31 protein-coding genes are annotated in these 23,780 nt (G+C 35.1%); 7 read left to right on the top strand and 24 right to left on the bottom strand.

Annotated elements, in window-relative coordinates; translation table 11 throughout:
• Positions 1 to 123: 123 nt before the first annotated feature.
• From AsAng_RS07755 to AsAng_RS07740, 4 genes are all read left to right on the top strand, one after another.
• Positions 124 to 2,214 carry an ATP-dependent nuclease gene (locus tag AsAng_RS07755; protein WP_264792198.1) on the top strand — a complete coding sequence of 697 codons (2,091 nt, stop codon included), beginning with the start codon at positions 124 to 126 and terminating at the stop codon, positions 2,212 to 2,214.
• Complete coding sequence (locus AsAng_RS07750) at positions 2,207 to 4,126, top strand: UvrD-helicase domain-containing protein (RefSeq protein ID WP_264792197.1); 1,920 nt, start codon at positions 2,207 to 2,209, stop codon at positions 4,124 to 4,126. The genes AsAng_RS07755 and AsAng_RS07750 overlap by 8 nt, the downstream gene beginning before the upstream one ends.
• A gap of 67 nt (positions 4,127 to 4,193) precedes the next feature.
• Positions 4,194 to 5,003, top strand: a complete 810-nt coding sequence (locus AsAng_RS07745; RefSeq protein WP_264792196.1) for a GNAT family N-acetyltransferase — start codon at positions 4,194 to 4,196, stop codon at positions 5,001 to 5,003.
• Positions 5,004 to 5,019: 16 nt separating this feature from the next.
• Complete coding sequence (locus AsAng_RS07740) at positions 5,020 to 5,925, top strand: DUF6615 family protein (RefSeq protein WP_264792195.1); 906 nt, start codon at positions 5,020 to 5,022, stop codon at positions 5,923 to 5,925.
• Positions 5,926 to 6,108: 183 nt separating this feature from the next.
• On the opposite strand, the gene AsAng_RS07735 is transcribed toward AsAng_RS07740, so the two are convergent.
• The 19 genes from AsAng_RS07735 to AsAng_RS07645 all read right to left on the bottom strand — a co-directional run bounded on the left by AsAng_RS07735 (position 6,109) and on the right by AsAng_RS07645 (position 16,983).
• Entirely contained in the window at positions 6,109 to 6,945 is an 837-nt protein-coding gene (locus tag AsAng_RS07735) for an IS3 family transposase (RefSeq protein WP_264790941.1), read from the bottom strand.
• Positions 6,942 to 7,235, bottom strand: a complete 294-nt coding sequence (locus AsAng_RS07730; RefSeq protein WP_264790940.1) for a transposase — start codon at positions 7,233 to 7,235, stop codon at positions 6,942 to 6,944. Before AsAng_RS07730 ends, AsAng_RS07735 begins: the two co-directional genes overlap by 4 nt.
• Before the next feature lie 65 nt (positions 7,236 to 7,300).
• On the bottom strand, positions 7,301 to 7,516 hold the full coding sequence (locus AsAng_RS07725; protein ID WP_264792194.1) for a hypothetical protein: 216 nt from the start codon (positions 7,514 to 7,516) through the stop codon (positions 7,301 to 7,303).
• Positions 7,517 to 7,714: 198 nt separating this feature from the next.
• A complete protein-coding gene (locus tag AsAng_RS07720; RefSeq protein ID WP_264791863.1) occupies positions 7,715 to 8,161 on the bottom strand; it encodes a hypothetical protein in 447 nt (148 codons plus the stop codon).
• A gap of 12 nt (positions 8,162 to 8,173) precedes the next feature.
• Positions 8,174 to 9,253, bottom strand: a complete 1,080-nt coding sequence (locus AsAng_RS07715; protein ID WP_264791864.1) for a hypothetical protein — start codon at positions 9,251 to 9,253, stop codon at positions 8,174 to 8,176.
• Complete coding sequence (locus AsAng_RS07710; protein ID WP_264792125.1) at positions 9,222 to 9,638, bottom strand: hypothetical protein; 417 nt, start codon at positions 9,636 to 9,638, stop codon at positions 9,222 to 9,224. Before AsAng_RS07710 ends, AsAng_RS07715 begins: the two co-directional genes overlap by 32 nt.
• 51 nt (positions 9,639 to 9,689) lie before the next feature.
• Complete coding sequence (locus tag AsAng_RS07705) at positions 9,690 to 10,058, bottom strand: hypothetical protein (RefSeq protein ID WP_264792124.1); 369 nt, start codon at positions 10,056 to 10,058, stop codon at positions 9,690 to 9,692.
• Positions 10,055 to 10,330, bottom strand: coding sequence for a hypothetical protein (locus tag AsAng_RS07700; protein WP_264791867.1), 276 nt, complete (start codon positions 10,328 to 10,330; stop codon positions 10,055 to 10,057). The genes AsAng_RS07705 and AsAng_RS07700 overlap by 4 nt, the downstream gene beginning before the upstream one ends.
• Positions 10,331 to 10,414: 84 nt before the next feature.
• The gene (locus tag AsAng_RS07695) at positions 10,415 to 11,140 is read right to left on the bottom strand and encodes a hypothetical protein (RefSeq protein ID WP_264791868.1); all 726 of its coding nucleotides are present in this window, start codon (positions 11,138 to 11,140) and stop codon (positions 10,415 to 10,417) included.
• Between the two features lie 137 nt (positions 11,141 to 11,277).
• The gene (locus tag AsAng_RS07690) at positions 11,278 to 11,622 is read right to left on the bottom strand and encodes a hypothetical protein (protein ID WP_264792193.1); all 345 of its coding nucleotides are present in this window, start codon (positions 11,620 to 11,622) and stop codon (positions 11,278 to 11,280) included.
• Complete coding sequence (locus AsAng_RS07685; protein ID WP_264792156.1) at positions 11,619 to 11,765, bottom strand: hypothetical protein; 147 nt, start codon at positions 11,763 to 11,765, stop codon at positions 11,619 to 11,621. Before AsAng_RS07685 ends, AsAng_RS07690 begins: the two co-directional genes overlap by 4 nt.
• A 236-nt stretch (positions 11,766 to 12,001) precedes the next feature.
• Positions 12,002 to 12,652 carry a hypothetical protein gene (locus AsAng_RS07680; protein WP_264792192.1) on the bottom strand — a complete coding sequence of 217 codons (651 nt, stop codon included), beginning with the start codon at positions 12,650 to 12,652 and terminating at the stop codon, positions 12,002 to 12,004.
• 3 nt (positions 12,653 to 12,655) lie between these two features.
• Positions 12,656 to 13,249 carry an N-acetylmuramoyl-L-alanine amidase gene (locus AsAng_RS07675; protein ID WP_264792191.1) on the bottom strand — a complete coding sequence of 198 codons (594 nt, stop codon included), beginning with the start codon at positions 13,247 to 13,249 and terminating at the stop codon, positions 12,656 to 12,658.
• On the bottom strand, positions 13,246 to 13,677 hold the full coding sequence (locus tag AsAng_RS07670) for a hypothetical protein (protein WP_264791873.1): 432 nt from the start codon (positions 13,675 to 13,677) through the stop codon (positions 13,246 to 13,248). The genes AsAng_RS07675 and AsAng_RS07670 overlap by 4 nt, the downstream gene beginning before the upstream one ends.
• A 198-nt stretch (positions 13,678 to 13,875) precedes the next feature.
• The gene (locus tag AsAng_RS07665; RefSeq protein ID WP_264792116.1) at positions 13,876 to 14,322 is read right to left on the bottom strand and encodes a hypothetical protein; all 447 of its coding nucleotides are present in this window, start codon (positions 14,320 to 14,322) and stop codon (positions 13,876 to 13,878) included.
• Positions 14,323 to 14,518: 196 nt separating this feature from the next.
• Complete coding sequence (locus AsAng_RS07660) at positions 14,519 to 15,232, bottom strand: hypothetical protein (protein WP_264792190.1); 714 nt, start codon at positions 15,230 to 15,232, stop codon at positions 14,519 to 14,521.
• A 2-nt stretch (positions 15,233 to 15,234) separates the two neighbouring features.
• Positions 15,235 to 16,260 carry a hypothetical protein gene (locus AsAng_RS07655; RefSeq protein WP_264792189.1) on the bottom strand — a complete coding sequence of 342 codons (1,026 nt, stop codon included), beginning with the start codon at positions 16,258 to 16,260 and terminating at the stop codon, positions 15,235 to 15,237.
• A gap of 3 nt (positions 16,261 to 16,263) precedes the next feature.
• Positions 16,264 to 16,653 (bottom strand): hypothetical protein, encoded by a 390-nt coding sequence (locus tag AsAng_RS07650; protein ID WP_264792113.1) that lies wholly within the window; start codon positions 16,651 to 16,653, stop codon positions 16,264 to 16,266.
• Positions 16,654 to 16,674: 21 nt separating this feature from the next.
• Entirely contained in the window at positions 16,675 to 16,983 is a 309-nt protein-coding gene (locus tag AsAng_RS07645) for a hypothetical protein (RefSeq protein WP_264792188.1), read from the bottom strand.
• Between the two features lie 252 nt (positions 16,984 to 17,235).
• On the opposite strand from AsAng_RS07645, the gene AsAng_RS07640 reads away from it, so the two are divergent.
• Together AsAng_RS07640 and AsAng_RS07635 are read left to right on the top strand one after the other, a co-directional pair.
• Positions 17,236 to 17,922: a hypothetical protein gene (locus tag AsAng_RS07640; protein ID WP_264792187.1), complete on the top strand. Its 687-nt coding sequence runs from the start codon at positions 17,236 to 17,238 to the stop codon at positions 17,920 to 17,922.
• 77 nt (positions 17,923 to 17,999) lie between these two features.
• On the top strand, positions 18,000 to 18,410 hold the full coding sequence (locus AsAng_RS07635) for a hypothetical protein (RefSeq protein ID WP_264792186.1): 411 nt from the start codon (positions 18,000 to 18,002) through the stop codon (positions 18,408 to 18,410).
• A gap of 678 nt (positions 18,411 to 19,088) precedes the next feature.
• Here AsAng_RS07635 and AsAng_RS07630 read toward each other — a convergent pair.
• Together AsAng_RS07630 and AsAng_RS07625 are read right to left on the bottom strand one after the other, a co-directional pair.
• Positions 19,089 to 19,991 carry an LPD1 domain-containing protein gene (locus tag AsAng_RS07630; RefSeq protein WP_264792185.1) on the bottom strand — a complete coding sequence of 301 codons (903 nt, stop codon included), beginning with the start codon at positions 19,989 to 19,991 and terminating at the stop codon, positions 19,089 to 19,091.
• Entirely contained in the window at positions 19,988 to 20,143 is a 156-nt protein-coding gene (locus AsAng_RS07625) for a hypothetical protein (RefSeq protein WP_264792111.1), read from the bottom strand. The genes AsAng_RS07630 and AsAng_RS07625 overlap by 4 nt, the downstream gene beginning before the upstream one ends.
• A gap of 161 nt (positions 20,144 to 20,304) precedes the next feature.
• Between AsAng_RS07625 and AsAng_RS07620 the strand changes: the two genes are divergently transcribed.
• Positions 20,305 to 20,898 (top strand): DUF6368 family protein, encoded by a 594-nt coding sequence (locus AsAng_RS07620; RefSeq protein WP_264792184.1) that lies wholly within the window; start codon positions 20,305 to 20,307, stop codon positions 20,896 to 20,898.
• Positions 20,899 to 20,906: 8 nt separating this feature from the next.
• On the opposite strand, the gene AsAng_RS07615 is transcribed toward AsAng_RS07620, so the two are convergent.
• The 3 genes from AsAng_RS07615 to AsAng_RS07605 form a co-directional block, all read right to left on the bottom strand.
• On the bottom strand, positions 20,907 to 21,797 hold the full coding sequence (locus tag AsAng_RS07615; protein WP_264792183.1) for a hypothetical protein: 891 nt from the start codon (positions 21,795 to 21,797) through the stop codon (positions 20,907 to 20,909).
• A 208-nt stretch (positions 21,798 to 22,005) separates the two neighbouring features.
• Complete coding sequence (locus AsAng_RS07610) at positions 22,006 to 23,148, bottom strand: hypothetical protein (RefSeq protein WP_264792182.1); 1,143 nt, start codon at positions 23,146 to 23,148, stop codon at positions 22,006 to 22,008.
• Between the two features lie 61 nt (positions 23,149 to 23,209).
• Positions 23,210 to 23,506: a hypothetical protein gene (locus tag AsAng_RS07605; protein WP_264792181.1), complete on the bottom strand. Its 297-nt coding sequence runs from the start codon at positions 23,504 to 23,506 to the stop codon at positions 23,210 to 23,212.
• Between the last annotated feature and the right edge of the window lie 274 nt (positions 23,507 to 23,780).

Here is a 23,780-nt window from a genome sequence, read left to right as displayed (position 1 = left end):
GATAGTGGGATTGGCTTTTTTTGCTCTAATGTATGTTTATTTTACTTATAAAAATATTGGATTTATAATGTTTTTTATAAAACCTACCTCACTATTTTAAACTATTAAACCTGAAACGGAGATATGTATCTAGCAAATATTTCTATTGGAAATTTCCGAAAAATTAAAACCCTAGAATTAGAATTCCAAAAAGGACTTAATCTCTTAGTCGGAGAAAATGATAGTGGAAAAACAGCCATTATTGATGCTATAAAATTTGTTTTAGGAACACATAGTAATGATTGGTTACGTCTAGAAAAAGACGATTTTCATTTTGATGGAACTAATTTTGCTACTGAAATGAAAATTATTTGTGTATTTAAAGAATTATCTACTATTGAGGCTGCAATGTTTCTTGAGTGGTTAAGTATTGAAAATCAAGAGTATTTTCTTAAACTTACATTGCGTGCGAAACGCATAGTAAATGGAAATAATCTTTCTAAAATTTTTTATGATGTTAAGGCTGGAGAAGATGAAGAAAGTGGATCAATAAACAAGAAAGCAAAAGATAAATTAAAAGTAACTTATCTAAAACCGTTACGTGATGCTGTTTATGAGTTGGCTCCACGAAAAGGCTCAAGGTTATCCCAAATTTTGGCTAATTATGATGTTTTTCAAGTAGAAGATGATCAAAATCATGAATTAATACAAATAATGGGAAGAGCTAATGAAGGCGTAGAAAATTATTTTAATGATGAGAATGGAGGAAAACCTATTTCTGACATTATAAATAAAACTTATCTAGAAGAGTTCGCTTTAGCTAATAATAAACTCACTTCAAGGTTTAATATCAGCCATAATAGTCTTGGGCGAATACTCGAAAAATTAGAATTACAAGGAATTTCAGATAGTGGGGGAAATCTTGGTTTAGGATCTAATAACCTTTTATTTATAGCTGCTGAAATGCTTTTACTGAAAGATAGTAATTTTATTGGTTTAAAATTATCACTTATTGAAGAAATAGAAGCACACCTTCATCCTCAGTCTCAAATAAATCTAATCAATTTTTTTGATAAAAAATCTGAATCAATTGGTTTACAAAGTATAATAACAACTCATAGTAATTCTCTAGCATCAAAAGTTGATTTGAATAACCTTATTCTTTGTAAAGAAGGAAAAGCATTCTCTCTTCATACAGACAAAACAAAACTTAACGCAGGTGATTATGAATTTCTAAGGCGTTTTTTAGATGATACTAAATCTAATTTATTTTTTGCTAATGGAGTAATGATTGTTGAAGGGGATGCAGAAAATTTATTCTTACCTGCTTTAGCTGAATTTATGGGGTATCCCCTACATAAAAATGGGATTTCAATAGTTAATGTTGGAAGTACAGCATTATTAAGATACGCCAAAATATTCCTCCGAAGAGAAGAGCTAGAGGAGTTAAATATACCTGTATCAATAATAACAGATTTAGATGTAAAACCCAAGGAATATTTCAATGATAACCCTTCTGATATACCTACATATTATCAAATATCAACAGAGTATATTGATGGACTTAGTGAAGAATTCCCCAAGCTAATTTCTATAGACTTCACATCTATTTTAGAAGAAAAGTATACGTCAAAAGATAACTTAATAAAAGATTTTACCTCCCTTATTCCTAAAGAATTACGAATAAAAACTAAAGCTGGAAAAAAATTAGGAGAATTATTAGAATCCATTAATATTGATATTGACCAAGATCTTCCTACTATAAAAACAAATGAACTTGAAAGGAAAAATTGTTCAGAAAAAAATGTCAAGTATTTTATTAGCCCAAACTGGACATTAGAATATGAATTAGGATTAAGTTGCCTTCGAGATTTGTTTTATGAAGCTATTTTAACTGCAAAATTAATCTTAAAATCTAGTGATTTTGATACAGCAGATGAAGAGTTTATAGAAGAAATTCGTTTGATTAAATTACAAGTAGAACAGGATATAAATGATTGGAAGGCTTCTATGAGTCGTGAAGAAATTGCATATAAATTGTATTGGATTATAATGCAAGGTAGAGATAAGAATAAAGTTTCGAAAGCGGTTGTAGCTCAATGTTTATCAAAAATTATTTTAGATAAAAAAGAAAATTTGGATGAATTAGCATATGAAGAATTAAAGGGGCAAATATTATCAGACTCTAATATTAATTATCTTGTGGAAGCTATAAAACATACTGCCAATGTTTAATATCAATGGAATAGTTATAACAGATGAGGAAATAGCAGAAGTAGAACTTCATTTCGGATTTCAATTTAATGAAAGGCAGAGAGAAGTTATTAAATTTTGGGATAGTACCGACGTTCAAGCTTGTCCAGGTAGTGGCAAAACGACGACTTTAGCAGCTAAGCTAATGATATTGGCTAAAAAGATACCTAAATCTTTTAAACACGGAATATGTGTGATTACTCATACTAATATTGCTGTAAAAGAAATAAAGGATAGGCTGGGAATTTATGCGAACTATTATTCTGAATACCCTAATCATTTTGGTACAATACAATCTTTTGTAGACAAGTATTTAACTATTCCAGCATATAAAGAACATTACCAGCATTCTCCTGTTTTATTGGATGAATTTGAATGGATAAATTTATTAAAAAGACAACCTGATTATAATAGACTAGTAACTCAATCTAGCTATATATCTCAACGCCATATTAAGGTAAACGAGTTAGTTTTTAATAAGAGTAATTTTAATATATCAACTAGTATAAATAAAGCCCAACCTTTTCTTGGAAAAACAACAGTAACTTATCGATCTGTAAGAACATTAAAAGAGAGGTTATTAAAGGAAGGGTATATAAAATATAATGAAGCTTATTCAATTGCATTTTCTTATTTAAGAAAACATCCAGAGATAAAACAACTTTTTAGTTATAGATTCCCAATTGTATTTATTGATGAGATGCAAGATATGGAAACCCATCAATATCAGCTTATTGATGAATTGTTTAAAGATAGAGCTATTGTACAGAAAATTGGCGATATTAATCAATCTATATTTAGTAATACCTCTAATCAAGAAATGAATATATGGCAACCTAATTCAGTAATACAATTAATTGAAACTACTCGTTTAAATAATACTTTGTCTAAAATTATTAAACCTGTGTGTATGTCTCCTCAGGCAATGGAATCTAATTGGAATCCCTATCCTTTAATAAAACCAACTATTCTCGTTTTCAATGATTCAAATATTAGTAGAGTAAAAGATAAGTATATAGATCTTATTATTCAATACAACCTACAAAATCAGGGTAATAGGATATTCAAAGCTATTGGGCATATAAAATCTAACCCTCGTTTGGGGATTGTTTCTTATTGGAGTGATTTTAATAAAGATAACTTAAAAGATCGGAATGAATATGACAACCTTGTATCTTATGTAGATAAATTTAGGACTCTAATAAACAATAAAAATGTAAAAGAACCCCGAAAAACATTATTAGAATTAATATGCAAATCACTAAAGATAGCAGGAATTAAGAATCCCCAATCTTCGAGTTATTTTACTCCATTTACTCTAATAAATTTTCTGTTAGAGGAGAGGCAACCAGAGCTTAAAGAACTCAATGAGAATTTAGTAATTTGGATTTTGAAATTTAAGAAGAATCTTATTAGTATTCCTATTTTAGTTTTAGAGCTAAAGCAATATATTATAAGTTTAGTTCATTCTTTTGGGAAAAAAGTTTCTAATACAGAATTACAGAATTTTATTAATGCTCCAAATTCTCAATTTTCTCAGACTGTTCCTGAATCAAATCAATTGTATAATAATCAAGGATTAACAGTTCATTTCGATACTATACATGGGGTGAAGGGAGAAACACATACAGCAACATTGTTTTTGGAAACATATCACAATACATTTGACATCGGAAGTAAAATCTTGGATTTTATCTCTTCTTCTAGTTCAAAGCAAAATAGTTTGAGGACGAGACAATCTTATAAATCGTGGCAAAGAAAGTTACCTCTTAGTTATGTTGCTATTTCTAGGGCTACTCATTTTCTTTGTTTAGCTGTTCATGAAGATAGATTTCAAAGTACTATACAGAGTTATTTTCAATCAAATCAAGATTGGGAAGTGGTTTACGTTTAAAACGAAGAAATAGCAAGATCAAGAAAAAGACTTGGTTAATCGTTCGTATTACTAATACTTATTAATAATGAATATTTTAGTTAAAGAGAATAAAGAAAAATTTAACGACTTTTTATATGAAAAGATAGATCTTCGCCAATTTCAATATAAATATCTCAGAAGCTATTTGCAGAACAAAAATAATAAACTCTATGACTCATCCTTAATAAATATAAATGAGGATAGTTGGATATTAATTTTAGATGGAGATTATTTATTAGTTTATGGTGAAAATTGGAGTAGAGAGCAGTTCCTTGAAATTAAAGAACTAATAGATTGGAAGAGTTCTAACAATTTTCAAGTTGCTGGAAATTCAGAATTAATTTTTGATTTAATTGATTTTTGGGGGATATCAAATTATAAAATAGAAAAGGAGAGAATTTTTTATAAATCTAACAATATCAATAAATATTCAAGTAAGAATATTCATAAAGCAAAATTTGCAGAACAGGATGAGTTAGCTAACATGTTGAAACTATATTATCATGAAGAGTATAAAGGGAAATATGATAAACCAATTAATGAATGTAGAAAGGATATATTTAAGTGGATTAAAGATGGTAAAATTTATGCCTTAAAAAACTCAACTGGTAAAATTTTAAGTTTTTGTACAGTACTAAATCCTGATATTGGAATTTTGTTTACTAAACAAAAATATAGGAATCAAGGGAATGGAAAAATACTATTGTCTTATTGCGCAAACATTTTATTGAGGAAAAATAATGAAATATATATAATGACGGATAAAAATGAGAAAGCTTCAAATATAGTCTGTGAAAAAATCGGATTTAACCCATTTTACAACTACTCACAATTAGGAATAAACTATACTGAATAGAATAAAATAAAGAACAATGAATGAAAAATACTATTCAGCATTGAAACAATTACAGAAAGAATCATCACTCTTAAATTGGTTTAAATTTTTTTCTATCGAAACATGGAACAGAATTAATTTTGCTCGTTCAAAGGCTGGTTTAAAAATTTACGAAACAACAATTACCCAAAATTTATTATTAAATATTAGAATGTTTGCTGAAACAAAAACATTGCCGATAGAAATGTTTGAAGCAACATCAGAAAAAACTAATGGAAATGATATTGAAATTGTTCTAGAAATAGAAGAAGGAAAATATATAATTTTGCCCTGTCAAGCAAAGATTGTTTGGAAAAATCAAAAATATCCTACAATAAAACATAAGGTAAATAAAACAGAAAATCAAATTGATTTGCTAATATCGTATGCAGAAAAAGTGCAAGGAATTCCTATTTACTTATTCTATAACTGGTTTAATGATTCTTCATATTTAAAGGATATTGAACATGAAATTCGAAAAAAAGATCAACTTTTTGATTATGAACTATATGGGTGTTCTATAGCCTGTGCTCATAAAATAAAGAAGTGTTTTGCAAAACCATTTCCATTAAAAAAAATAAAATGGGAAATCCCTTCTTTTAAAGATTTACATCCTGAAATAGCAATCCCTTTATACTTCATTGCTCTTAATTATAATTTAGACAATTTTAAAAAATTATTTCCAACTATCAATCCCGAAGCAATAAAAATATATTCAGAAGATGAAATAATGAATAACAATTTATGGCGAAATCTTTTTCCTTCTTCTGGTATAGGCTATGTTAGATCCCAAGGATTAAAATTTGAACCTGTATCCTTTTTCAATAAATTTACACCTTCATCTAGGATTGTCTTTCAAAAGAACTTACCAAAAAAAGGAAACACAATTAGCCTTATATCCTAATTGTGTTCTAAAGAAGAGTTCTCTTACCAATCCACCCCATCCAGCGCATCATTGACCAGCTTATTAGACAAATGCAAATAGCCCATAGTCGTTTCAATTTTAGAATGCTGTAAGATTGCCTTTAAAATATGAATAGGCACCTTAGAGGCTAGGTGCGTAGCAAAAGTATGGTGTAGGCTTCCCCTAAGCAGCAACCGCTAAAAAGTAGAGTTTCTGATTTAGAATCTCAAAAGAATCTGGGGTAATATTACCTAAGTTCTTATGAGGTCGTTCTAGATTATAAATCTGACTCCAAACCTGTATTTCTTCATTTAATTCTTCTAGAGATTGAAACCAGCATAAGTTCAAACATTCGGCTCTCAATGTTTTATTCAAACGCTCAATCAAACCATTCTGAGATGGCTTTCCTGGTTGGATGAATTTCAATTCAATATCATGTTTATTTGCCCACAATTTGAGCTTTTCTGAAATAAACTCAGGACCATTGTCACAACGAATATAAGATGGTTTTCCACGATATTCTATCACTTTCTCCAAAACCTCTATTAGCTTTTTAGCTGAAATATTATGATGAGCTTCTGTCCATAAGGCTCGGCGAGAACCTTCATCCATAATATTGATAATTCGTATACGATGATTAGTTGGGCTAACAACCCAATCACTTAGAAAATCCATAGCCCAACCTTTGTTGACTTCTTTAGGAGCCAAAAGTTGTTGATATTTTCGATAAATCCTCTTGCGTTTGGGCGGTAAACGTAAATTTAAACCCTCTATACACCATATACGATAAATTCTCTTATGATTATAGGCATAGCCTTGATTTCTCAAATAGTGATAAATTTTCCAAAAGCCCCATGATACAAAACGTTTTGTTAACTGATGTAGTAAATCCACTATTTCTTCATCCTTTTCTTCTGGGCGATGACCTGATTTACGACTATAATATGTCTGACGGCGTAAGCCCAAAACAACACAAGTACGACGAATGCTGTATTCTTTTGACAAGCAATCCAATATCATTTCTTGTTCTTTTGGGCTTGGAACTTTTTTACCATTGCATAACCTTCTTGAAGTATCTCATGATCGATACTTAAATTAGCATACATCTTTTTTAAACGAACATTTTCTGCCTCTAATTCCTTTATTCTTCGTTTATCTTCATCTTGACTATCTTCATAGTCCTTTTTCCATTTATACAACGTAGCTGCACTAATTTGGTATTGACGGCATAAATCCGTTACACTTTTTCCGCCGTCATGCTCTGCTAATATCTTTGCTTTTTGAGCTGTGCTAAATTTACTCCTCTTCATTTTCGTTAGTTTTTATCTAATATAATATTTTTTCTCTTAACTAACGGTTGCTTCTCTTGGGATGCCTACATTACGAGCGTTCTGTCTTTGATGTCGTCCTGTTTAGGAGCTTGTTTTTTTTTATCTAATTCTTTTTCTAGTGCTTTAATTTTGCGGTGGTAATAGAAACTAAGTCCACCAAATAAGAGGACAACAAGGATAAGAGCAGCCCAACGCTTTTTGTGAGGAATGCCTTTTTTAGTTGTTTTTGCGGTTGCTGCAACGGTTATTTCTTCAGCCATGATTTTTGAGTATAATTTGTTGAATAGTAAGAATTGTGTTCTTTTTGATTTCTGAGATTGTATTTAAATAAGGATCGTTTGTAGAACGATTGCGTCCTAAGTTTTAAGTTCTAAGTCGTATGTTTGGATGCCTTACAAACAACATACGACTTAGAACTTAGGACTTATATCCAATTGTCAAGAGTTAAAAAAAAGCGCCTAAGTGATTTGTAAGGCATCCAAACGCTTGATAAATTGTTGGTGTGGATCATCCTGCCACGGTAAGTTCCAACAGGCGACCCAAGCCTCATTTAAGACTTTTCTTAAGGTCTTGCCATACACTTGCAAATAGCCATCGGCAACGGCTCGTATTTGAACATCTTGCAAGGCTAACAATTGAGTCAAGACCTCACAACGTCCCGTTGACCAATTAACGACATAAGCCGTATGCACCTTTTTGACCATAGCAGAAGGATTCCAGTCTATATTTCCTGAATCGGTGCTAACGGTAATGGGTTTGATATTGGGATTGGCATCGCTTGGTTCATCTGTACTTTTTTTACCAGAGACTCTACCCAGTACAAAAATGACCAATAGAATGACGACAATTCCACCCCCAATCCAAAGATATTTTTCATCAATTTGGGTTTGTTTTATTTTTGCCATGTTGTTTAGAATTTATTGATTTAGTTTATCTTTTTTTCCACCACTAGAATCGCCATTGTCTTCAAAAAAATCAATGTCAGGATCTCTACTTGGATCCACAGTAGCACTGTGATCCACGCCCGTTTCAGGATCAATAAAGGTAAAGACCCAACCTTTCTTTTCTTGCAAATAGCGCAAGGCTTCCCATTCGGTGATTTTATCCAAATGGTCGATGGCTTCAACCCATCGTTGAACAAAGGTGTAAAGGGTTCCTGCTGGATAAGCAGCCTTGGCACCAACGTCCCAAGCATGTATTTCTATGGTGCCCCCATGATCGACAATCTTAGTTAAATACTGATCTCTGACCCAATGCCCATTCATGCCCTTATAATGATCAAGCTCAGGTCTAAAACCAAACTCTGACCAAATCTCAAACGGTGTAGGAACAAAGGCATTGGTTGTTCCAACCAATAGATTTAACTCAATCGACTCAATCCACCAAGGTGCTTCTTTATCCCTCAAATGGGTTAAATTTAAGCCCTTATAGCCTCGGTTTAATAAGTTTTGAAGTTCAGAGCGCAAAGACTTTCCAATCGGCTCATAAGTGCCATAAATGGGAAAGGTCAAATGACGAGTAGTAGGACGGCTAACAATGTCCACACCGTTTAATTTCGCCATCATCTGATCAATTGCATGCTGAGCATCGTTGTTAAATCGAATCAAGGCATGCCCAATATTGTATTTGGCTCTAAAAATGTCCATGTATTCTTCTCTCGCTTGTAATCGCTGAGCTTCTGCTCGAATTAAATCTTGTGCTTGAGGAGAATTGTAATACAAAGGATCTTGGTCGGGTGGCGGTGTAGTCCCCCCACTATTTCCAAAGATTGCAGCAATCTGATCAGGGGTTAAGCTTGGCTTATGAGTCGAGGAATCGGTTCGCCCTGGTATTTTCTCAGAGGGAGCCGATTCTTTCTTTTCATCGTCTGCATCCTTCTTTGGGCGTACCCAAAAATAGATGCCGATTCCACCTCCAATAAGCAGAACAAACAAAAGAACAATTAAGCGGCTCGAAGGGCCTTTCTTAAGCTTTGGGGCTACTGCTGTTGTTTCCATTTTTTGTGGTATAAATAATTAAACCAATTAACAACAAAACGACCACGACACCACCGCCAATTAACAAAGGACTAGTGGGGTTTTTAGGGTTTGTATTGTTGTTGTTTCCTGTATTTGTAGAAGGAGTAGAACTGGAAGCACCGCCGCCATTGGCAACATTGCCAACGGAATCAATCACGTTAGCACCGCCATTAAATAATAACCCCAAACTAGCAAAAATCTTATCTACGGTTACTTTATTATCCTTGTCAGCTTCTGTATTGTTGTTATTATTGGAATCATCGGGAGGGCTGGAATTTCCTGCTCCATTGCTAGAAGTGGAATCGTCAGGAGGACTAGAATCCCCTAATGTCTGAACCTTCCATTGGCTATCTGTTAAGCTCATTGTTTTAGATTTAGTGGCGAATGAATCAATGTTTTCTTTGGTGGTTAAGGATTAACCCTTGGGCAATTTGGCGGTTTTAATAGAATGATAAGCCATTGCCAAAAACAAGATAAATAAAGAACCCATCAGCCCCAATCTTGCTACATCGTAATAGGTACAGATTTTACAACTAATCGCATCGGTTGGAGTGCTAGGCGTTGCTGGTGCATTGTCTTCTTGGGTGGTAGTGGGTTTATCAGTTGTGGTTGCCGTGGTACTTGCATCGGTTGGAGCGGTATCACTTGGCGTTGCTGTGGTGGTCGTTGTGGTGGTGGTGCTCGCATCAGGTACAGGCTTATTGCTATCGGTAGGAGTCATAGCGTTGGCATTGTCTGTACTTAGATTAGGAGCGGTTTGAATTTCGAATTGACTATTTTTCACGATCTATTTAGTTTTAATGCGATTAAATATATGATTAAGAGAAACAAGCCTAAGCCAATAGAAGCTCCCACGCCAATAATCAATCGGCGCTCACGGTCTTGCATCACATCTTTTTCCTGTTCTCGTTTCTTGCTCTCTTGCGCTTGCATCACCCCAATCATCATTGCGGCGACCTCTTTGCTGCTCATTCCATGGTTTCCAATATTAATATCGGATAGGATGTCGCCTATTTCTATATCCTCAAAACTAAAGCCTTCTGCTGCTGCTGCCATCTTTTATTGGTTTAGGGTTGGGAAAAACGCCAATACGGAATCGTATTGGCGCTCTGCTTGTTATTGTGCTTTAGCGGTGTTCTTCTAGCGAATCGGCGTAAAGGCAGTGTATAAGGTGATGGTCAGCTCTTCACCCACAGGAACAGTAAACTCAATAAAGTTCATGCCGTCCAAGACTAGGCTAAGTCCTTTTTCTGTCAGATAATTGCTGTCCATGGTGCGGATCTCTGTGTTTTCATCGTTAGAAGAAGATTTTGGATAATGCAAACGCTTATCGTTGATGACCTCTCCAACATGAGAATAGGTTTTGAACCTTGGGCTATATGAATAAACATTATCATTACTGGCAAGGAAACGAGCGCCTGTAATTTGCAACAAACCATGATTGGCTAGGCGACCAATTACATTTAAGGTGTTGTCTTTAAAGGTACCGCCAATGACAGGGCTACCTTTGACGACTTGAGCTCCATCAAAGATTTCCAAACCAAGATCCGACATGCCCAAACAAACTTTGGCTTCAGCATCGGTTGCCGTTTCGATAATGACTTCAATTTGGCTGTACTCCACCTTGTCGCTGTTTTCTTTGTTGCTTGCTCTAGGCGTAATGGCTTTTACATTGTAGCAATCGCCCATGGACATGCTCTTGTCAATGATAGCGGTTCCTTTTTGCACGGCTTGTTCTACGACAGCAGCTAATTTGTATTGAGGTTGGTTTTCTACAGGCTCAAAAGAACGCTCTCCATTGATTTCTACCCATGGAGAAGGTAAATAATACTGGTTGCCTACAGGAAAAAATACTCTAACTTTCATAAGAGAAGGAATTTTGTTGGTTTGAATGATAAGGTTGTTAATAAAATGTAAGGATCAGATAAACAATAAGGTTGCTTCGTTCTAAGGTTAGATCGCTGCGCTCTTAGATGCTAGATTTTAGACCAAAATGTCTAAAATTATCCTCTACTTGAAGTTTGGAACTTTCGTTTAAGAAAGCGGTAAAATTGCTGTATCTTACGATAAACAGCGGAAAAAAAACGGCAAATTCTAGGCTGATTGACAATGAATAAAAAGACAATGCTAATCAACATAAAGAGGCATTTAAAAACATCTAAAATCACTAAGATTTCTTGTTGATGTTCGACCAGTTGGTAAAGCCTTAACAGTTCGTTGGCTTGTCGTTCGATACCGTTTTTGTGCAAGGCTAAGAGCAAACTATCCATGCCATCGCTCAAATTGTAGATTCCAACGTTAAACAATCCAACCAACCAAGTAAAAAGGGCTTTGCTTATTTCTTTCATCCGTTTGTTTTTAGCACACGATGATAAATAACCATTAAGAGTAGCACTCCTGTTAGGGTCATACCCAAACTCAAAGGATCTACAAAAAATCGGATTCTTACATCGTGCTCAGATTCATCAGGTAATAAATTGATTTTGTCCATTAATGTCAATGGTTTTTGGTTTAGTGTTACATTCTAAAAGTGTTTTAAGGTTTAGCTTTCTTTCTTGTTTTTTGTTATTTTCGTCTACACAAAGATGCAGCAAAAAAGGCTGGAAATCCCAATTCTAAAGCCGCTTTGAGGGCATTTAGTGGCGTACTTTTTAGTATTTTTGAATTGTTTTTTGAATGCTAGAAAAGGGCGCTAAATCAGGTGTTTATTGAAGCCTAGCAGGTGGGCTAAAAAAAATTACGCACAAAATTACGCCTTTTCTTCTTTTTAGCTCCTTTTGGGGGAAATTGGACGAGTTTAACCCCCAAATTAACCGAATGAATGTTCTGCAATAGATCGTAATCATAGCCCAGCGCCCAGCCTTTTGCGCTAACAAATTGCAGTCCCAAACGAACACTATTAAAGGAATTGATACTAGTGCCCACGCTACCCGTTAGCAGCAAAGAGCTAACAGGAAGGGGAACAGGTTTTGTAATTTCTACGGTTTTAGTGATCTGTTTGGGAATCTTAAGCCGATAATCCAAACTATTTTTAAGCAGCTCTCCATTTACAATAGAACTATAATAAAGCGTTAAATTTTCATCTTCTAAGCTGTCCTGATAAACATGAGCTGGACGATGTTTACTGGTATCAATTAGCGCTTTATGAACAATGTTTTTAGTACTATCTATATAAATAATGGTTGGAGCTGGTATCTGTTGTTGTGGAAGCTTGACAATAACAGGCGGTGGCAAAATGGTATCCATTTTAACCAAAGTATCAACCCTATAAATGGGCTGCTCATTCTTGGTTCCTTGTCGGCATTCCTGCAAAAAAAGGCTATAACCAATCAGTAATAAAAGGGCTATAAATTGAACATTATCTTTATTAAATTTCATACGTTAAGCGACTAAATCTCCGTGTTCTAAAATGTTTTGAATCAAATCAACGATATACCAAGCGATTCTATCCCTGCCTTTTTGCGTCAACAAATAGGTTTTGCATTCCTGCTCGTTGTCCATAAAGAAATTCTCCAGGAGAATGGCAGGCATGAACGAGTAACGCAAGACATAAAAATTCTTGCGTTTGATGCCTCGATACTTGCTTTCTGGAAAATGCTGTGAGAATAGATCCCTAGCCCAAGTGGCATAGTATAGGCTCTTTTGACTAGACTGTTTGGCAATAAAGACCCCAGCTCCGCTTCCTCCTCCTGCATCCGCATGGATAGAAATCAAAAAGGTTTTGCCCTTGTATTGCTCGTGGATGGCATTGGCTCGCCGAATACGTTCCTTGAGGGAAATGTCCTTGTTTTCAGGCACTAAATCGTAATAAGGAATTCCTTTAGCGGTCAACAGCTCAGCGACCCTTGCTTTGATGGCACGGTTAAATTCACCCTCATAAATAGTGGTGCCGTCCTTAAATTGGTATTGCTTGCCCAAGGTTTGATAATTGCCTCCAATCATTCCCCCGTGCCCATTGTCTAAAATAACCATCATTTTGAATTGGTTTTAGGTTGGTTTTCAGAATCGCTTTTGTGTTCGCCTTGGCTAAACCTACTTTGTGTTTGATAGGCGACCAAAATGCGTTGATGTTGATGTTTTCGGTAAAATTGATACTTGATCAAGGTCTTCGCTTGATGGTTGTTTTTTGGCTTAAATTTACCTTTTAAAGCCTGCTCAATACTGCCTTTTTTGAGATTGGACAGAATGACTTCAAAGGTGCAACGTTCAAAGGATAAGTGGGACAATACGCCGCCTTTTTGGTAGAGCCTAGAAATACCCTTGTAGATATTTTTAGATGCACCAATGTAAATTACTTGATCGTTAAAACGAATGAGATAAATGCCTTTTACGGAGCGGTATCGCCCCAATTGCTTTTTAGGGAATGGAGGTTGAACGGTCAAAATAGCTTCTTGACGGTTCATAATAAACTTTTTTTATGCTTTAAATTGTTTTCATTAGATCACTTTGTTTTTAGATCGCTTTGCTGTTAGATGATAGATATTAGACTCCTATTGTAGTTTGTTGGGAGTCTAATATCTATCATCTAATATCCAAACACCCAAGAAGCTTAAGCAAGCCCTAATCTTTATCTAAAACGAAAGAATGCTAAACCAATTCATTTATATTTTAATATTAGCAAAAAAATGATCTATATCAATACGTTTTAGCTTTTTTTCAAGTTGTTGAAAGTATTCTAATTGATAATTTTTGTCATAACGTACCAAAATAGCTCCTCCGTGTTCTAAACTTTGAGCGACCTGAACACTAATGGTTTGATGCCCCACTTTGGCTAAGACTGCTTTTTTAGCGATTTCAGGCAAGCGCCCCAATTGATGCTCAAACAAACCGCTGATTTCTTCGCCTGCGTCAAAATCGTATAACAATTTCTTTTGAGGGGTGAAAATCTGCCCAATCGCTTGTCCCTTTTTAGCAGATAATTTCAAGACCAATTCAAAGGGATTTAATTGCTTACTGTCCGCAATAGAAGTCAAGAGCTGTTCAATGACCTTTTCTAAATCTTTCTTTAATTGTGGTTTTTGCTGTTCTAATAATAATTCTAATAGCATTGATTTCTGTTTTATCTTTTGATTTTAATAAATGATAGTTCTACTCCTTAAGTAACCGACTTTTTTAACCTATTTGAGTTATAAGTCCTAAGTCGTATGTTCAGTCCTTGTGAATACAGGACTTACGACATACGACTTATAGCCATTCTCCCAATCTAAAAAGCGGTTCTTTATTTTGCAGTAGCTCATAATTGATTTAGGTATTTTTTTTAATAATGATAGGTTTTACCTTTTTAGGATTTAATCGTGGTTTGGCTCGTTTCACCACCAGTTGCCCTGAATCCATAATTAAGGTACAATGGCTGTACAGAGGAGCCGTGCGCAAGATTTTAAAAGCTTGCATGACTTCTGGAAAGTGTGGAATGATTCTTTGTTTCTTGCTAGGTGGTGCCACATTGTTTTTAAAGAATCTTGCTAAAGTCAAGGCTCCCCATGCACCATTGGGGAACATGTTCGGGTCGTGAAAAACCAAGGCAAACCAAATTCCTACGTGCTTAGCACGATAAAAACAGGCTTTTTGAGCTTGGGTCAATTGAGCCGAGAAAACATTGGTGGCATCGTCTATGATAAAAAACAAACCTTTGTAGCCCTTTTTTGAGAGCGCCTTGTACAATAATTGCTCGGTTAGCTTTTCATCCGCCATCATGGCTTTGACTTTTTTGCCTTTGAACTTTTTCATAAAATGTTTCTCAAACAAATAGTCCCTTCCTTTGTAACTAAAATAGAGCTTCTTGCTTTTGGAATCCGAATGCAGTTCAATTTCAATAAAGCCTCTCCAGTCTTTTTCATGTCCCGAATTGTACACAAAAATAGTCTCTCGTCCACAACGCTTCACAAACTGTTGTAGATCGTAGGTTTTTCCTGAATGTGGTTTACCAAAATAGGCTAAAAAAAATGGATGGTTGCTCATGCTTATTCCCCGTATAAAAGTTCTCGAATCTTTGTATTATCATAGCCCTGATCTAACATTTTTTGGATCGCAGGACTTGGTTTTTCATCGGCAACACTCGTACGGCAAAATTGCCCTTTGGGCGTTCGATTATAACAGCCCGTTTCTTTGTGTACACTAAACGTTCTACGGTTTTCTTTATATTCCTTGAGCTGGCTGTAATCTTCTGAATCGCTCTGTGTTTCTGCTTCGACCACTTCCTCTTCTATCTCTTCTCCAGCCGCCTTTCTTTTTTGCAGGCGCTTGGCTTGTAAGCGATGAAAATAAGCCGCTCCAAGTGTGGGCATTCCCCAAAGTGCCAAAGCGATTAAAAGCGTTCCCATTGGCGTGGGAGCCTTGACCTCTGTGCTGTTGAAATAGTTGATAAAGGCATTCAGCAAAGCTTTGTTCAAACGTTTATCACTGGTATAATTAGCGGCAGGCTGTCCACTAATGGCACTACAGATCATGGCTTTGGAATCGTCTAATTTTTCCATAACTAGATCACCCAAAGTTCGTAGGGTTTCCAAGTTTTTCACGCTGTCGCCTGTCACCTCACTAATCAGCTCATCAATGGGTTTATCTTCTCCACCTTCAGGAATGGACTGATCTAAAACATCTTCCTCCTCCTCCTCCTCTTCGTCCTCATTTGGGAACTCCCAATCTTCGGTTTCTTGATCCTCCGTTTCCTCGTCTTCACCCTCCGTTTCAAACGCCAAATCTTCTTCGATTTCTTCCTCCTCTTCAGGGGCATAATCATCGCTGATTCCTTCGCCATTTTCTGCGGTGGGTTCTACGTTCATTTCCTCCGCATTTTCTACGTGTTGCCCACGTTCATTTTCTATAAATTCAGATTCCGTTTTTTCTGCGTTTTTACGTTCAAAAACGCATTTTTTAGCATTTTCTAATCCATTTTCTGAATCATTTTCTAAAGCGTTTTCTAACTCATTTTCTGAGGGGTTGATAAACGCATCTAAAATGGGGTTTTTGTCTTCCTCTTTTTGGGACATATTTTACAAGTTTTTTAAAGCTTGATACAATGATTTTAATTCTGAAATATGCGTAACCGTAGCGGCATAAATAGACGTTTTGTGAAGATCATTAAAGGAACCATTTAATGCCTCTAGGTCGTCATCCTGAAAGATGCCATCCATCATTAAAGCATATTCGTCTTGCCCCAATTTGTTTAGATGCTCCTGGACCAAAGCCAAGACTTCTTTTTTGTCCACGGGATGCGGTAAATCTTGTTGATGCTCGCCCTGTTCGACTTTGGTGGGCGCTGGCTTAGAATCGCTCTTATTGGTGGCTACGACTCGTAAATTAACGGCTTTAGACAGTTGTAAAGGGCTTCCGTCCAAAGTGATGACAGCTCCTTTTTTGAGTTTGATTAATTTGCTATACATGGTTGAATTAATTTAGATAAATTAACGATTAATTTGTTGACTCTTTTTGGCTATTTTTCTGCGTTTTCTACGCTTTTTTACGGCTTTTTTGCGTTGTTGCTGTTGGTTGGTTGTATCTCTTAATCGGGTTGTTTTTTGAATGTTTTTTACGGGCTGTTTTTCTATGGATAAGGGCACTGCTTTTTCCTGCTCCATTCCACCCAATGCCCAAAACTCATTTTCGTCTAAATAGACAATTTCTTTCTTTTGAATTGCTGTTGAAGGAGCTGGACTAGGGCCTAAAAAATAAAGTAGCCCTCCAATTAGAATTAAGCTCAATATTAAAATCATGGTTTTTTATTTTTTATGTAATCAATTGGTTTTAGATAAAGTTAGAGCATGTCTTTAGCATTGAAAAGAATTAACATTACAGGGGTCGAATTTAATGGCGTATTTTTTTGACTTTCTTTGATGACATAAAAAAAGCTGCTCAAAAATGAACAGCTTCTTTTAACATTTAGATGGAGAGCAGTTTTAAAAATGTTTGTACCTTTGAATTAAGAGTGGATCTTTCTAAACGTAATTTAAAATATTTAGTCTTTTATGCTTGAATACAAACTTGCAAATACAGAAAATTTTGATGTCTCTGAGATAAAAAAGCGTTTAGATTTAGGTGCTAAATTTATTGTTTTCAGATACCAAATCTCTTTTATTGCTATCTCTTTTGAAAGATACTCATCAGTTTATCTTATACTAGATAAAATAGAAATAAAAAAGCTTAAAAATAAATACAACCTTATTACCCTATTTCTTGGACCTTGGAGCTTCCCTTGGGGACCACTTGAAAGTTATAGTGCGATTAAAACAAATAATAACGGAGGGATTGATGTCACTAAAGATATTGTTCTCAATCTTGATTATTATGATAAAGCAAAAAACAAAATTATTATAAAGGAAATGCATAACGTTTTTGGGCATATCTCTAAATCAGATTTAAAAGAAATACACAAAGCCTTTTTGGCATATCTCAAGCAAACTAAAAAAATTGAGGAACTGTATATTGCTCAGTATGTAAATGTAGATAAAGGGATGAATATTCCTTTCGTTATTGGATTGAAAACGAGTCTTGATTTAGCTGAAGTCTCTAAACAACTTGAAGAACTATTCTATGAAAGATTTTATTCAATAACAGAGCTAATTATTTTCAAAAAAGAAGAAAATGAAGAGCTATACTCTAAAATTGTAGAACAAGGTCAAAAAGTGAAAAACAGCATAAAAACTCACTTCTAAAGCATTGAAAAAAATTGCTCAACTCTACTATTGATTGATTTTATTAAAGTACATTTTAATCGAAAAAATTAAAACCCATGGAGATTCTTGAAGAAATAAAAGACAAACCAAAGTTTTTCTCTAAAAGAGGAGTTATACTTATTTCTACACTTTATTCCCCATTATTTGGAGGTCTAGTTTATGTTTCAAATTTGCAAGAAATTGAAAAAAGAAACTTGATTTTTCCTACAATAATTTCTATGCTTATTCTAAATGGTCTTATTTATACTAAATTCCATCCAGCACTATCATTCATCCCTTCTTTGCTAAGGTATTTTCTATTAAATGCTATTGGTGGATTAATTTTAACTGGTCCATTTTGGGATTACCATCTAAAAGAAGAAAATACATATGAAGAAAGAAAAATTTGGAGCCCCTTGCTTGCAGGATTTATTTTATATGGTGGTTTTATTGCTTTTGGGTATTATCTGAAGTATCAAAATCAATAAAACTAAAATAAGGTAATACATTTATGCAGCGTTTTCTAGAGAGGTGTTTCTTTTGAGCTTATATTAATAAAAGAAAAGACCTTGCACGTATTCCCATTCGTGCAAGGTCTAAATCACCCCAATTAAAACCCAAATTTATTCTTGTGGAATTTTAGCGGAGTTAAAGATAAGGATTCACATGTATTCCCATTCATGTGAACCCTAAATCACCCCAATTAAAACCCAAATTTATCTTAGTGGAATTTTAGCGGAGTTAAAGATAAGGATTCACATGTATTCCCATTCATGTGAACCCTAAATCACCCCAATTAAAACCCAAATTTATCTTGATGGAATTTTAGCGGAGTTAAAGATAAGGATTCACATGTATTCCCATCCATGTGAACCCTAAATCACCCCAATTAAAACCCAAATTTATCTTAGTGGAATTTTAGCGGAGTTAAAGATAAGGATTCACATGTATTCCCATCCATGTGAACCCTAAATCACCCCAATTAAAACCCAAATTTATTCTTATTAGTTGTTATCACTTTTGATACACTTATTACATTTGCCAAATCAATGCCAAGAAAAGGTAAGTGTTAAAAATGAATCTGGTACATATTTAAATAAAATATAAACTGTTCTGTTTTGAAAATGAAACCTAAAATGAAAAGATAAACATGGGTGGGGGCTTATCTAAAAATGCTTTCTCATTTGGATCAATAACTTGTCAAAAAGCGGTACGACCGTTTTTATTTCCGAAAGGAGCATATATTGAGCGGTGTGGTACTTGGTTTTAGTTAGAAAGACATTTTTAATCTTCAATTCCTTTAGTTTATAAGAAATGTACTGTTCAAATAAACGAGCAAAAATCTCATTTCTACTTAGAAAATAATCCAAATAACGATCAGGAAGCAGCTCTTTAATTCGCTTCACATAAGCAGACTCAGAGCGTTTGCTACTATCCCAATAGGCCTTTTCTAAAATGGACTCCATTAAATAGCGCATGGGGTACTTGTTTTTATCGTATTGAATCCGTGTAGGGTCAGTAGAATGCCCATCCGATAAAGCATAAACTTTAGCGGTTGTTTCCACTCTGGAACCAAAGAAGTAATCCAAGAAATGCCCATACTCATGCGCAAAAGAACCCACTCCACCCGAAATAACAAAACGGGTTGGTTTGGTGTATGGCTCCTTAAAACGATGTGCTTCCTTGTAACGAGTCATGTTGATGATGTGCGACCATGGCTCATAATGCGCTTTAGCTCCTTTTTTGCCCCTTGCCCCAAAGGCAACGCCTAAATGCTTGTCTAAGCCTAAATTATTGCCTTTAAAGCGCAGTACTCGATTGAGATCAAATAGACAAACGGCTAAAGCTGCTAAATAGTTAAAGCGATCCTCATGGGTGACCCAGTTGCCAAATTGATAGCCTTTGAGTTTAAAAAACTCCGATACATCTCGTACATCTTTGATCTTTTTCAAATCATTACTGGCATCGCCTTTTCTGAATTCTTGGTAAACTTTTTTAAAGCCTTGGTCTTGCCACCATTGCTCTGCCTTTGAACCGCCCTCAGGACGTAAGGTATCTATAATTTTCATGAGCGCTTGCGGTTTGATTTTGTTTTAGAATTTGATTTGGGCTTACGGAGCTTTTTTTGATGCTCTTCGTTTAATAAAAAATCAGGGACAGCCATGCCCACGACTTCTTCTCCTGGTCTTAGTTTAGCTCTCGTTTTTTTTAGCTTTTTCATGTGGATTAGAATTTTGTAAATAAATGTAAAAGCCCTAAAATAAAGCATTGTAAGGCTATATGCAAGCAAATAAAAAACGCCACTAGAAACTAATCGCGTATTTTTTTGACTTTTTTTATTACTTTAACAAAAAGTGATATTCATTCTTTATAAAAAACATAATGGGAGGACCAACATCATCAATACTATTGAAAGCTATTCCAACAAAATTGGTATGGAACGAAATTAACTCAATAGTTAATAATATCTCGAAAAAGGTTGAAGGGAGTAGTTTTTGGGTAAAATCCACTTATCCTATAAATGGTAAGATCATTACAACAAATGAAAATCGACCTTTTTATATTGAAAGCAATGAAATTAATACTGATTATTCTGTAAATGAAATATCTCAAATAAGTGATTTATTGAATATTAAACCAAGGTATTGTTTACACATTGGTGCAATGTGTAGTAAGACGATAGATCACCAAATATTAGGGGAGTTAACCTTATTTATCGCTGATAAATTTGATGGTATAATTGATTTTGGAGGAGCACTCTCGCCTTACCATTTATTGCCAAATCATTTATCTAAAGAAGATGTCAATTGGTCAGAAATAAAACCATATTTTGAAACTATGGCTAAGGATATAAAAGGAAAAATCTATTCTATTAACTATAAAACTTCTTTAGATAAAGATTGGGTATTTCATATTTGTGATGTTGATTTTATGAGAAGCTGGTTAAAAAACAAGCACTTTTATATGATTAAATAAAGCTATCATCATTCCTCTTTCATGTTATTCACAAACTTTTTTAAAGCAATCACATACGATTCCTTTTCTTTTTCCTGCTGCTGCATCAACTCTTCGTATAGCTCTTCATCAAATAAATCGCTTATTGCTTGCTCACACATCATTTGAAGAATTTCAGGCTTTACCGCATCCAGCTCCACTTGCCCTAAACCTGTCCAATTCTTTGCCCTTGAGTCTGTCTTTTTGGTTGGAGCTGGGGGCAATTGCATTTCTAAAACCTGCTCCTCCATCAATGCGACTCGTTGAACTGCGACATCTACCCCAAAATCATACAAGCTCTCTTGAATACTTCTCGGTATATCTTCCCCACTAGCATCATAATCTCCAAAATATAAAATGACCGCTTTTTTATCTTGATCCATAGCATTTCTAAAACGATCTGTTGCCTCATTCAAAAAGGTTAAAGAAGGATAACCTTTGCAGGGTGCCAAGGCTACTTCATGATTTCTACAAGGAGCTTGAAAGACTCCTTGCAGGGCTTTCTTTTCAATCCACACCTCAATAAAATACGGTTGGTTTTCCCAACGATTTTTATGATAGTTTTCCATTATATATTCAATGGTGCCCTGTGCTCGTTCCACTTCATTATCCAAAATCGTTTCATCAATAATGGTCATTCCTAAAACAGAGCGGTCATGGTCGCTAAAGGTTTCAAAAGAAACCAAGCCCTCCCATCGTGCCTTTTTCATGGCTGCGACGACTCGCTTATAATGTTGTATGGTATTGGTCATACCTAAGGCGACTAATTGATAGTGCAATCCTCTTAAGGTTAAAATGCCATCGTCATAATTAGAGATAATATCCAAAGAATTATTGATGATCCATTGGCGTGTATATTGGTCTTTTGCTCTTGTTGCCATTGCTTGTTTTTTAGTTGATTTAATCCATTTTACTTCCAAAGTACTTTGGCAGTACTTTGGAAGTACTTCCTTTATTTATCGGTGTTTCGAGTGTTTTTAAGAATTTCCAAAGTACTGCGAAAATCTGCCTATTTTACTTTGGCAGTACTTTGGAAGTACTGCGAAAATCTGCCTATTTTACTTTGGCAGTACTTTGGAAGTACTGCCTTTATTGATTGGCTTTTCGCTGCTCTCTTGCCGCTACCATACAAGCCCGACTACAGTACTTATGATTGTGTGTTTTGTGGATAAAAGGGCTATCACAATGCGCACAAATTCGAGTATAATCCTTCTTAACCTTTTCGGTTTCGGTTAAGTTTTCTTCCTGCTCGTAATCCTTAAAACTAACTTTCTTGGTTGCTCTAACACCAATCGTTTCCACCTCCAAAACCTTCGCTTCTTCAGCAGGGATTTCCTTGTCCACTTTCGGCATATTTTCAGGATCACTAGAAGGGGAGCTGTTCTCCTTTGCCTTTTGTCTTTCCTTTTCACATTCGGTATAATACCACCAAGAAAAGCAGAGCGAAAAGAGAAACAAAATCTCAAAACCAATGGCTGCAATAACGAGCTGTTCTCCTAACTTCATTCGCTCTTTTTCAACCGCCACTTTTGCCGCTTTATTTTGCAATAGGGTAGCTGCTTGAGCGGCTTCATTTTTTTTGTCTAATACTTGAAGCGCAGAATCTTTTTTATGTTCTGTAAGCGCAATCCTTTCATTAATGCGCATGACCTCTTTGGAATCTTCGGTGCGAATTCTACCATGATACAAGCGAGTTTGAATATAATTTTCTCGTTCTTTGGTCAAGGTTTCAATTTTCGTATCGTAGATTGCCTTGACTGCTTCGGCTTCTTTTTCTTCAGGAAGCAGCTCCATGACATCAGCAATAAAAAGACTGGGTAAGATCTTGGCACCTTCAATGGAAATGTAAATGCTGGTGCCCACCATCAACAAGGCTAAAAAGGTAGGGAATTTTTCAACCTCTTTGTATTGGTTTAAACTCTTCATTACATCGTTGGTGGCTTCTCGTTTAACCACTTCAATCATGCTAACCAAAGCAGCGGAAAAGATTACCCGAATTAGCATTGGCGAGCTTTCAAATAAGTAGGAGAGCATCACAAAAGCAGTTCCCATGCTTGCGAGCTGAGCAATGCCGCTCATGCCGATAAAGGCGGTATTTGCCAAGGCAAACCGCTCAGAAAAACGCTTGTGTTTAAATTTTCCGTCTAAGGTTTTGTCTAGTCTATCCCGAAATACAATGCGGTTGATCTTTTTTCGCATTTCTGCGTAGGGATTTTTTGTGAAAGTTGTCATATCTTTGTCTTTTAATTCTTTTGAATAGGAGCGGCTTATTATCCCTAAGCAGCTCCTTTTTTTAATTGGTAAATGCGCTTCTAATCTTGTTTAATTTTTGGGTAAAGCGTTTGATCCGAATGGCTTCCTTTAAACAAAATAGGTTTAGCAGAATGGATTTACATCGAGGATCGTTTAATAGCTTAATTCGGTTTAAACCAACTGGCCAAACTACCCAGCCAATTTTTCTTCTGATCCTTTTAGCTAATAAACCATCGTACATCCTTTTTTTTCTTAGCAATTGACGAATAGACATTCTTAAAAAGAGTGCAAGTCGTTCTGTCTCTACTAAGGTCTTAATTTGTTTTTTGTAGTACATTTTAATCGTGTTTGGAGTCAGATTCTTTATTGTCAAGTAGTAAATAAATGTCTAAGGGCGTTGATTCTACCCAGTTTTTAAAATGTAGGAAATTGATAAAATAAGTCACTGTTACAAAGGAATAGAGCAGCCCCCAAAGGCAGCAAAAAAGCAGCCCCAAGCAAAAAATTACAATTATTCCATACTGGTAAATTAAATAAATGCCTAAGAGCGTTATGATCCAGATGAGGAACGCAGAATGGCCCATCTTTATAAATTGTTTGTTGGTCATTTT

The organism is Aureispira anguillae (assembly GCF_026000115.1).
GTDB lineage: Bacteria > Bacteroidota > Bacteroidia > Chitinophagales > Saprospiraceae > Aureispira > Aureispira anguillae.
This window is presented reverse-complemented; position numbering and strand designations above follow the sequence as displayed.

Bases quoted from the DNA above. Each gene is read 5' to 3' on its own strand.
- AsAng_RS07755 (WP_264792198.1), top strand. From the start codon at position 124: ATGTATCTAGCAAATATTTCTATTGGAAATTTCCGAAAAATTAAAACC.
- AsAng_RS07750 (WP_264792197.1), top strand. From the start codon at position 2,207: ATGTTTAATATCAATGGAATAGTTATAACAGATGAGGAAATAGCAGAA.
- AsAng_RS07745 (WP_264792196.1), top strand. From the start codon at position 4,194: ATGAATATTTTAGTTAAAGAGAATAAAGAAAAATTTAACGACTTTTTA.
- AsAng_RS07740 (WP_264792195.1), top strand. From the start codon at position 5,020: ATGAATGAAAAATACTATTCAGCATTGAAACAATTACAGAAAGAATCA.
- AsAng_RS07735 (WP_264790941.1), bottom strand. From the start codon at position 6,945: ATGATATTGGATTGCTTGTCAAAAGAATACAGCATTCGTCGTACTTGT.
- AsAng_RS07730 (WP_264790940.1), bottom strand. From the start codon at position 7,235: ATGAAGAGGAGTAAATTTAGCACAGCTCAAAAAGCAAAGATATTAGCA.
- AsAng_RS07725 (WP_264792194.1), bottom strand. From the start codon at position 7,516: ATGGCTGAAGAAATAACCGTTGCAGCAACCGCAAAAACAACTAAAAAA.
- AsAng_RS07720 (WP_264791863.1), bottom strand. From the start codon at position 8,161: ATGGCAAAAATAAAACAAACCCAAATTGATGAAAAATATCTTTGGATT.
- AsAng_RS07715 (WP_264791864.1), bottom strand. From the start codon at position 9,253: ATGGAAACAACAGCAGTAGCCCCAAAGCTTAAGAAAGGCCCTTCGAGC.
- AsAng_RS07710 (WP_264792125.1), bottom strand. From the start codon at position 9,638: ATGAGCTTAACAGATAGCCAATGGAAGGTTCAGACATTAGGGGATTCT.
- AsAng_RS07700 (WP_264791867.1), bottom strand. From the start codon at position 10,330: ATGGCAGCAGCAGCAGAAGGCTTTAGTTTTGAGGATATAGAAATAGGC.
- AsAng_RS07695 (WP_264791868.1), bottom strand. From the start codon at position 11,140: ATGAAAGTTAGAGTATTTTTTCCTGTAGGCAACCAGTATTATTTACCT.
- AsAng_RS07690 (WP_264792193.1), bottom strand. From the start codon at position 11,622: ATGAAAGAAATAAGCAAAGCCCTTTTTACTTGGTTGGTTGGATTGTTT.
- AsAng_RS07685 (WP_264792156.1), bottom strand. From the start codon at position 11,765: ATGGACAAAATCAATTTATTACCTGATGAATCTGAGCACGATGTAAGA.
- AsAng_RS07680 (WP_264792192.1), bottom strand. From the start codon at position 12,652: ATGAAATTTAATAAAGATAATGTTCAATTTATAGCCCTTTTATTACTG.
- AsAng_RS07675 (WP_264792191.1), bottom strand. From the start codon at position 13,249: ATGATGGTTATTTTAGACAATGGGCACGGGGGAATGATTGGAGGCAAT.
- AsAng_RS07670 (WP_264791873.1), bottom strand. From the start codon at position 13,677: ATGAACCGTCAAGAAGCTATTTTGACCGTTCAACCTCCATTCCCTAAA.
- AsAng_RS07665 (WP_264792116.1), bottom strand. From the start codon at position 14,322: ATGCTATTAGAATTATTATTAGAACAGCAAAAACCACAATTAAAGAAA.
- AsAng_RS07660 (WP_264792190.1), bottom strand. From the start codon at position 15,232: ATGAGCAACCATCCATTTTTTTTAGCCTATTTTGGTAAACCACATTCA.
- AsAng_RS07655 (WP_264792189.1), bottom strand. From the start codon at position 16,260: ATGTCCCAAAAAGAGGAAGACAAAAACCCCATTTTAGATGCGTTTATC.
- AsAng_RS07650 (WP_264792113.1), bottom strand. From the start codon at position 16,653: ATGTATAGCAAATTAATCAAACTCAAAAAAGGAGCTGTCATCACTTTG.
- AsAng_RS07645 (WP_264792188.1), bottom strand. From the start codon at position 16,983: ATGATTTTAATATTGAGCTTAATTCTAATTGGAGGGCTACTTTATTTT.
- AsAng_RS07640 (WP_264792187.1), top strand. From the start codon at position 17,236: ATGCTTGAATACAAACTTGCAAATACAGAAAATTTTGATGTCTCTGAG.
- AsAng_RS07635 (WP_264792186.1), top strand. From the start codon at position 18,000: ATGGAGATTCTTGAAGAAATAAAAGACAAACCAAAGTTTTTCTCTAAA.
- AsAng_RS07630 (WP_264792185.1), bottom strand. From the start codon at position 19,991: ATGAAAATTATAGATACCTTACGTCCTGAGGGCGGTTCAAAGGCAGAG.
- AsAng_RS07625 (WP_264792111.1), bottom strand. From the start codon at position 20,143: ATGAAAAAGCTAAAAAAAACGAGAGCTAAACTAAGACCAGGAGAAGAA.
- AsAng_RS07620 (WP_264792184.1), top strand. From the start codon at position 20,305: ATGGGAGGACCAACATCATCAATACTATTGAAAGCTATTCCAACAAAA.
- AsAng_RS07615 (WP_264792183.1), bottom strand. From the start codon at position 21,797: ATGGCAACAAGAGCAAAAGACCAATATACACGCCAATGGATCATCAAT.
- AsAng_RS07610 (WP_264792182.1), bottom strand. From the start codon at position 23,148: ATGACAACTTTCACAAAAAATCCCTACGCAGAAATGCGAAAAAAGATC.
- AsAng_RS07605 (WP_264792181.1), bottom strand. From the start codon at position 23,506: ATGTACTACAAAAAACAAATTAAGACCTTAGTAGAGACAGAACGACTT.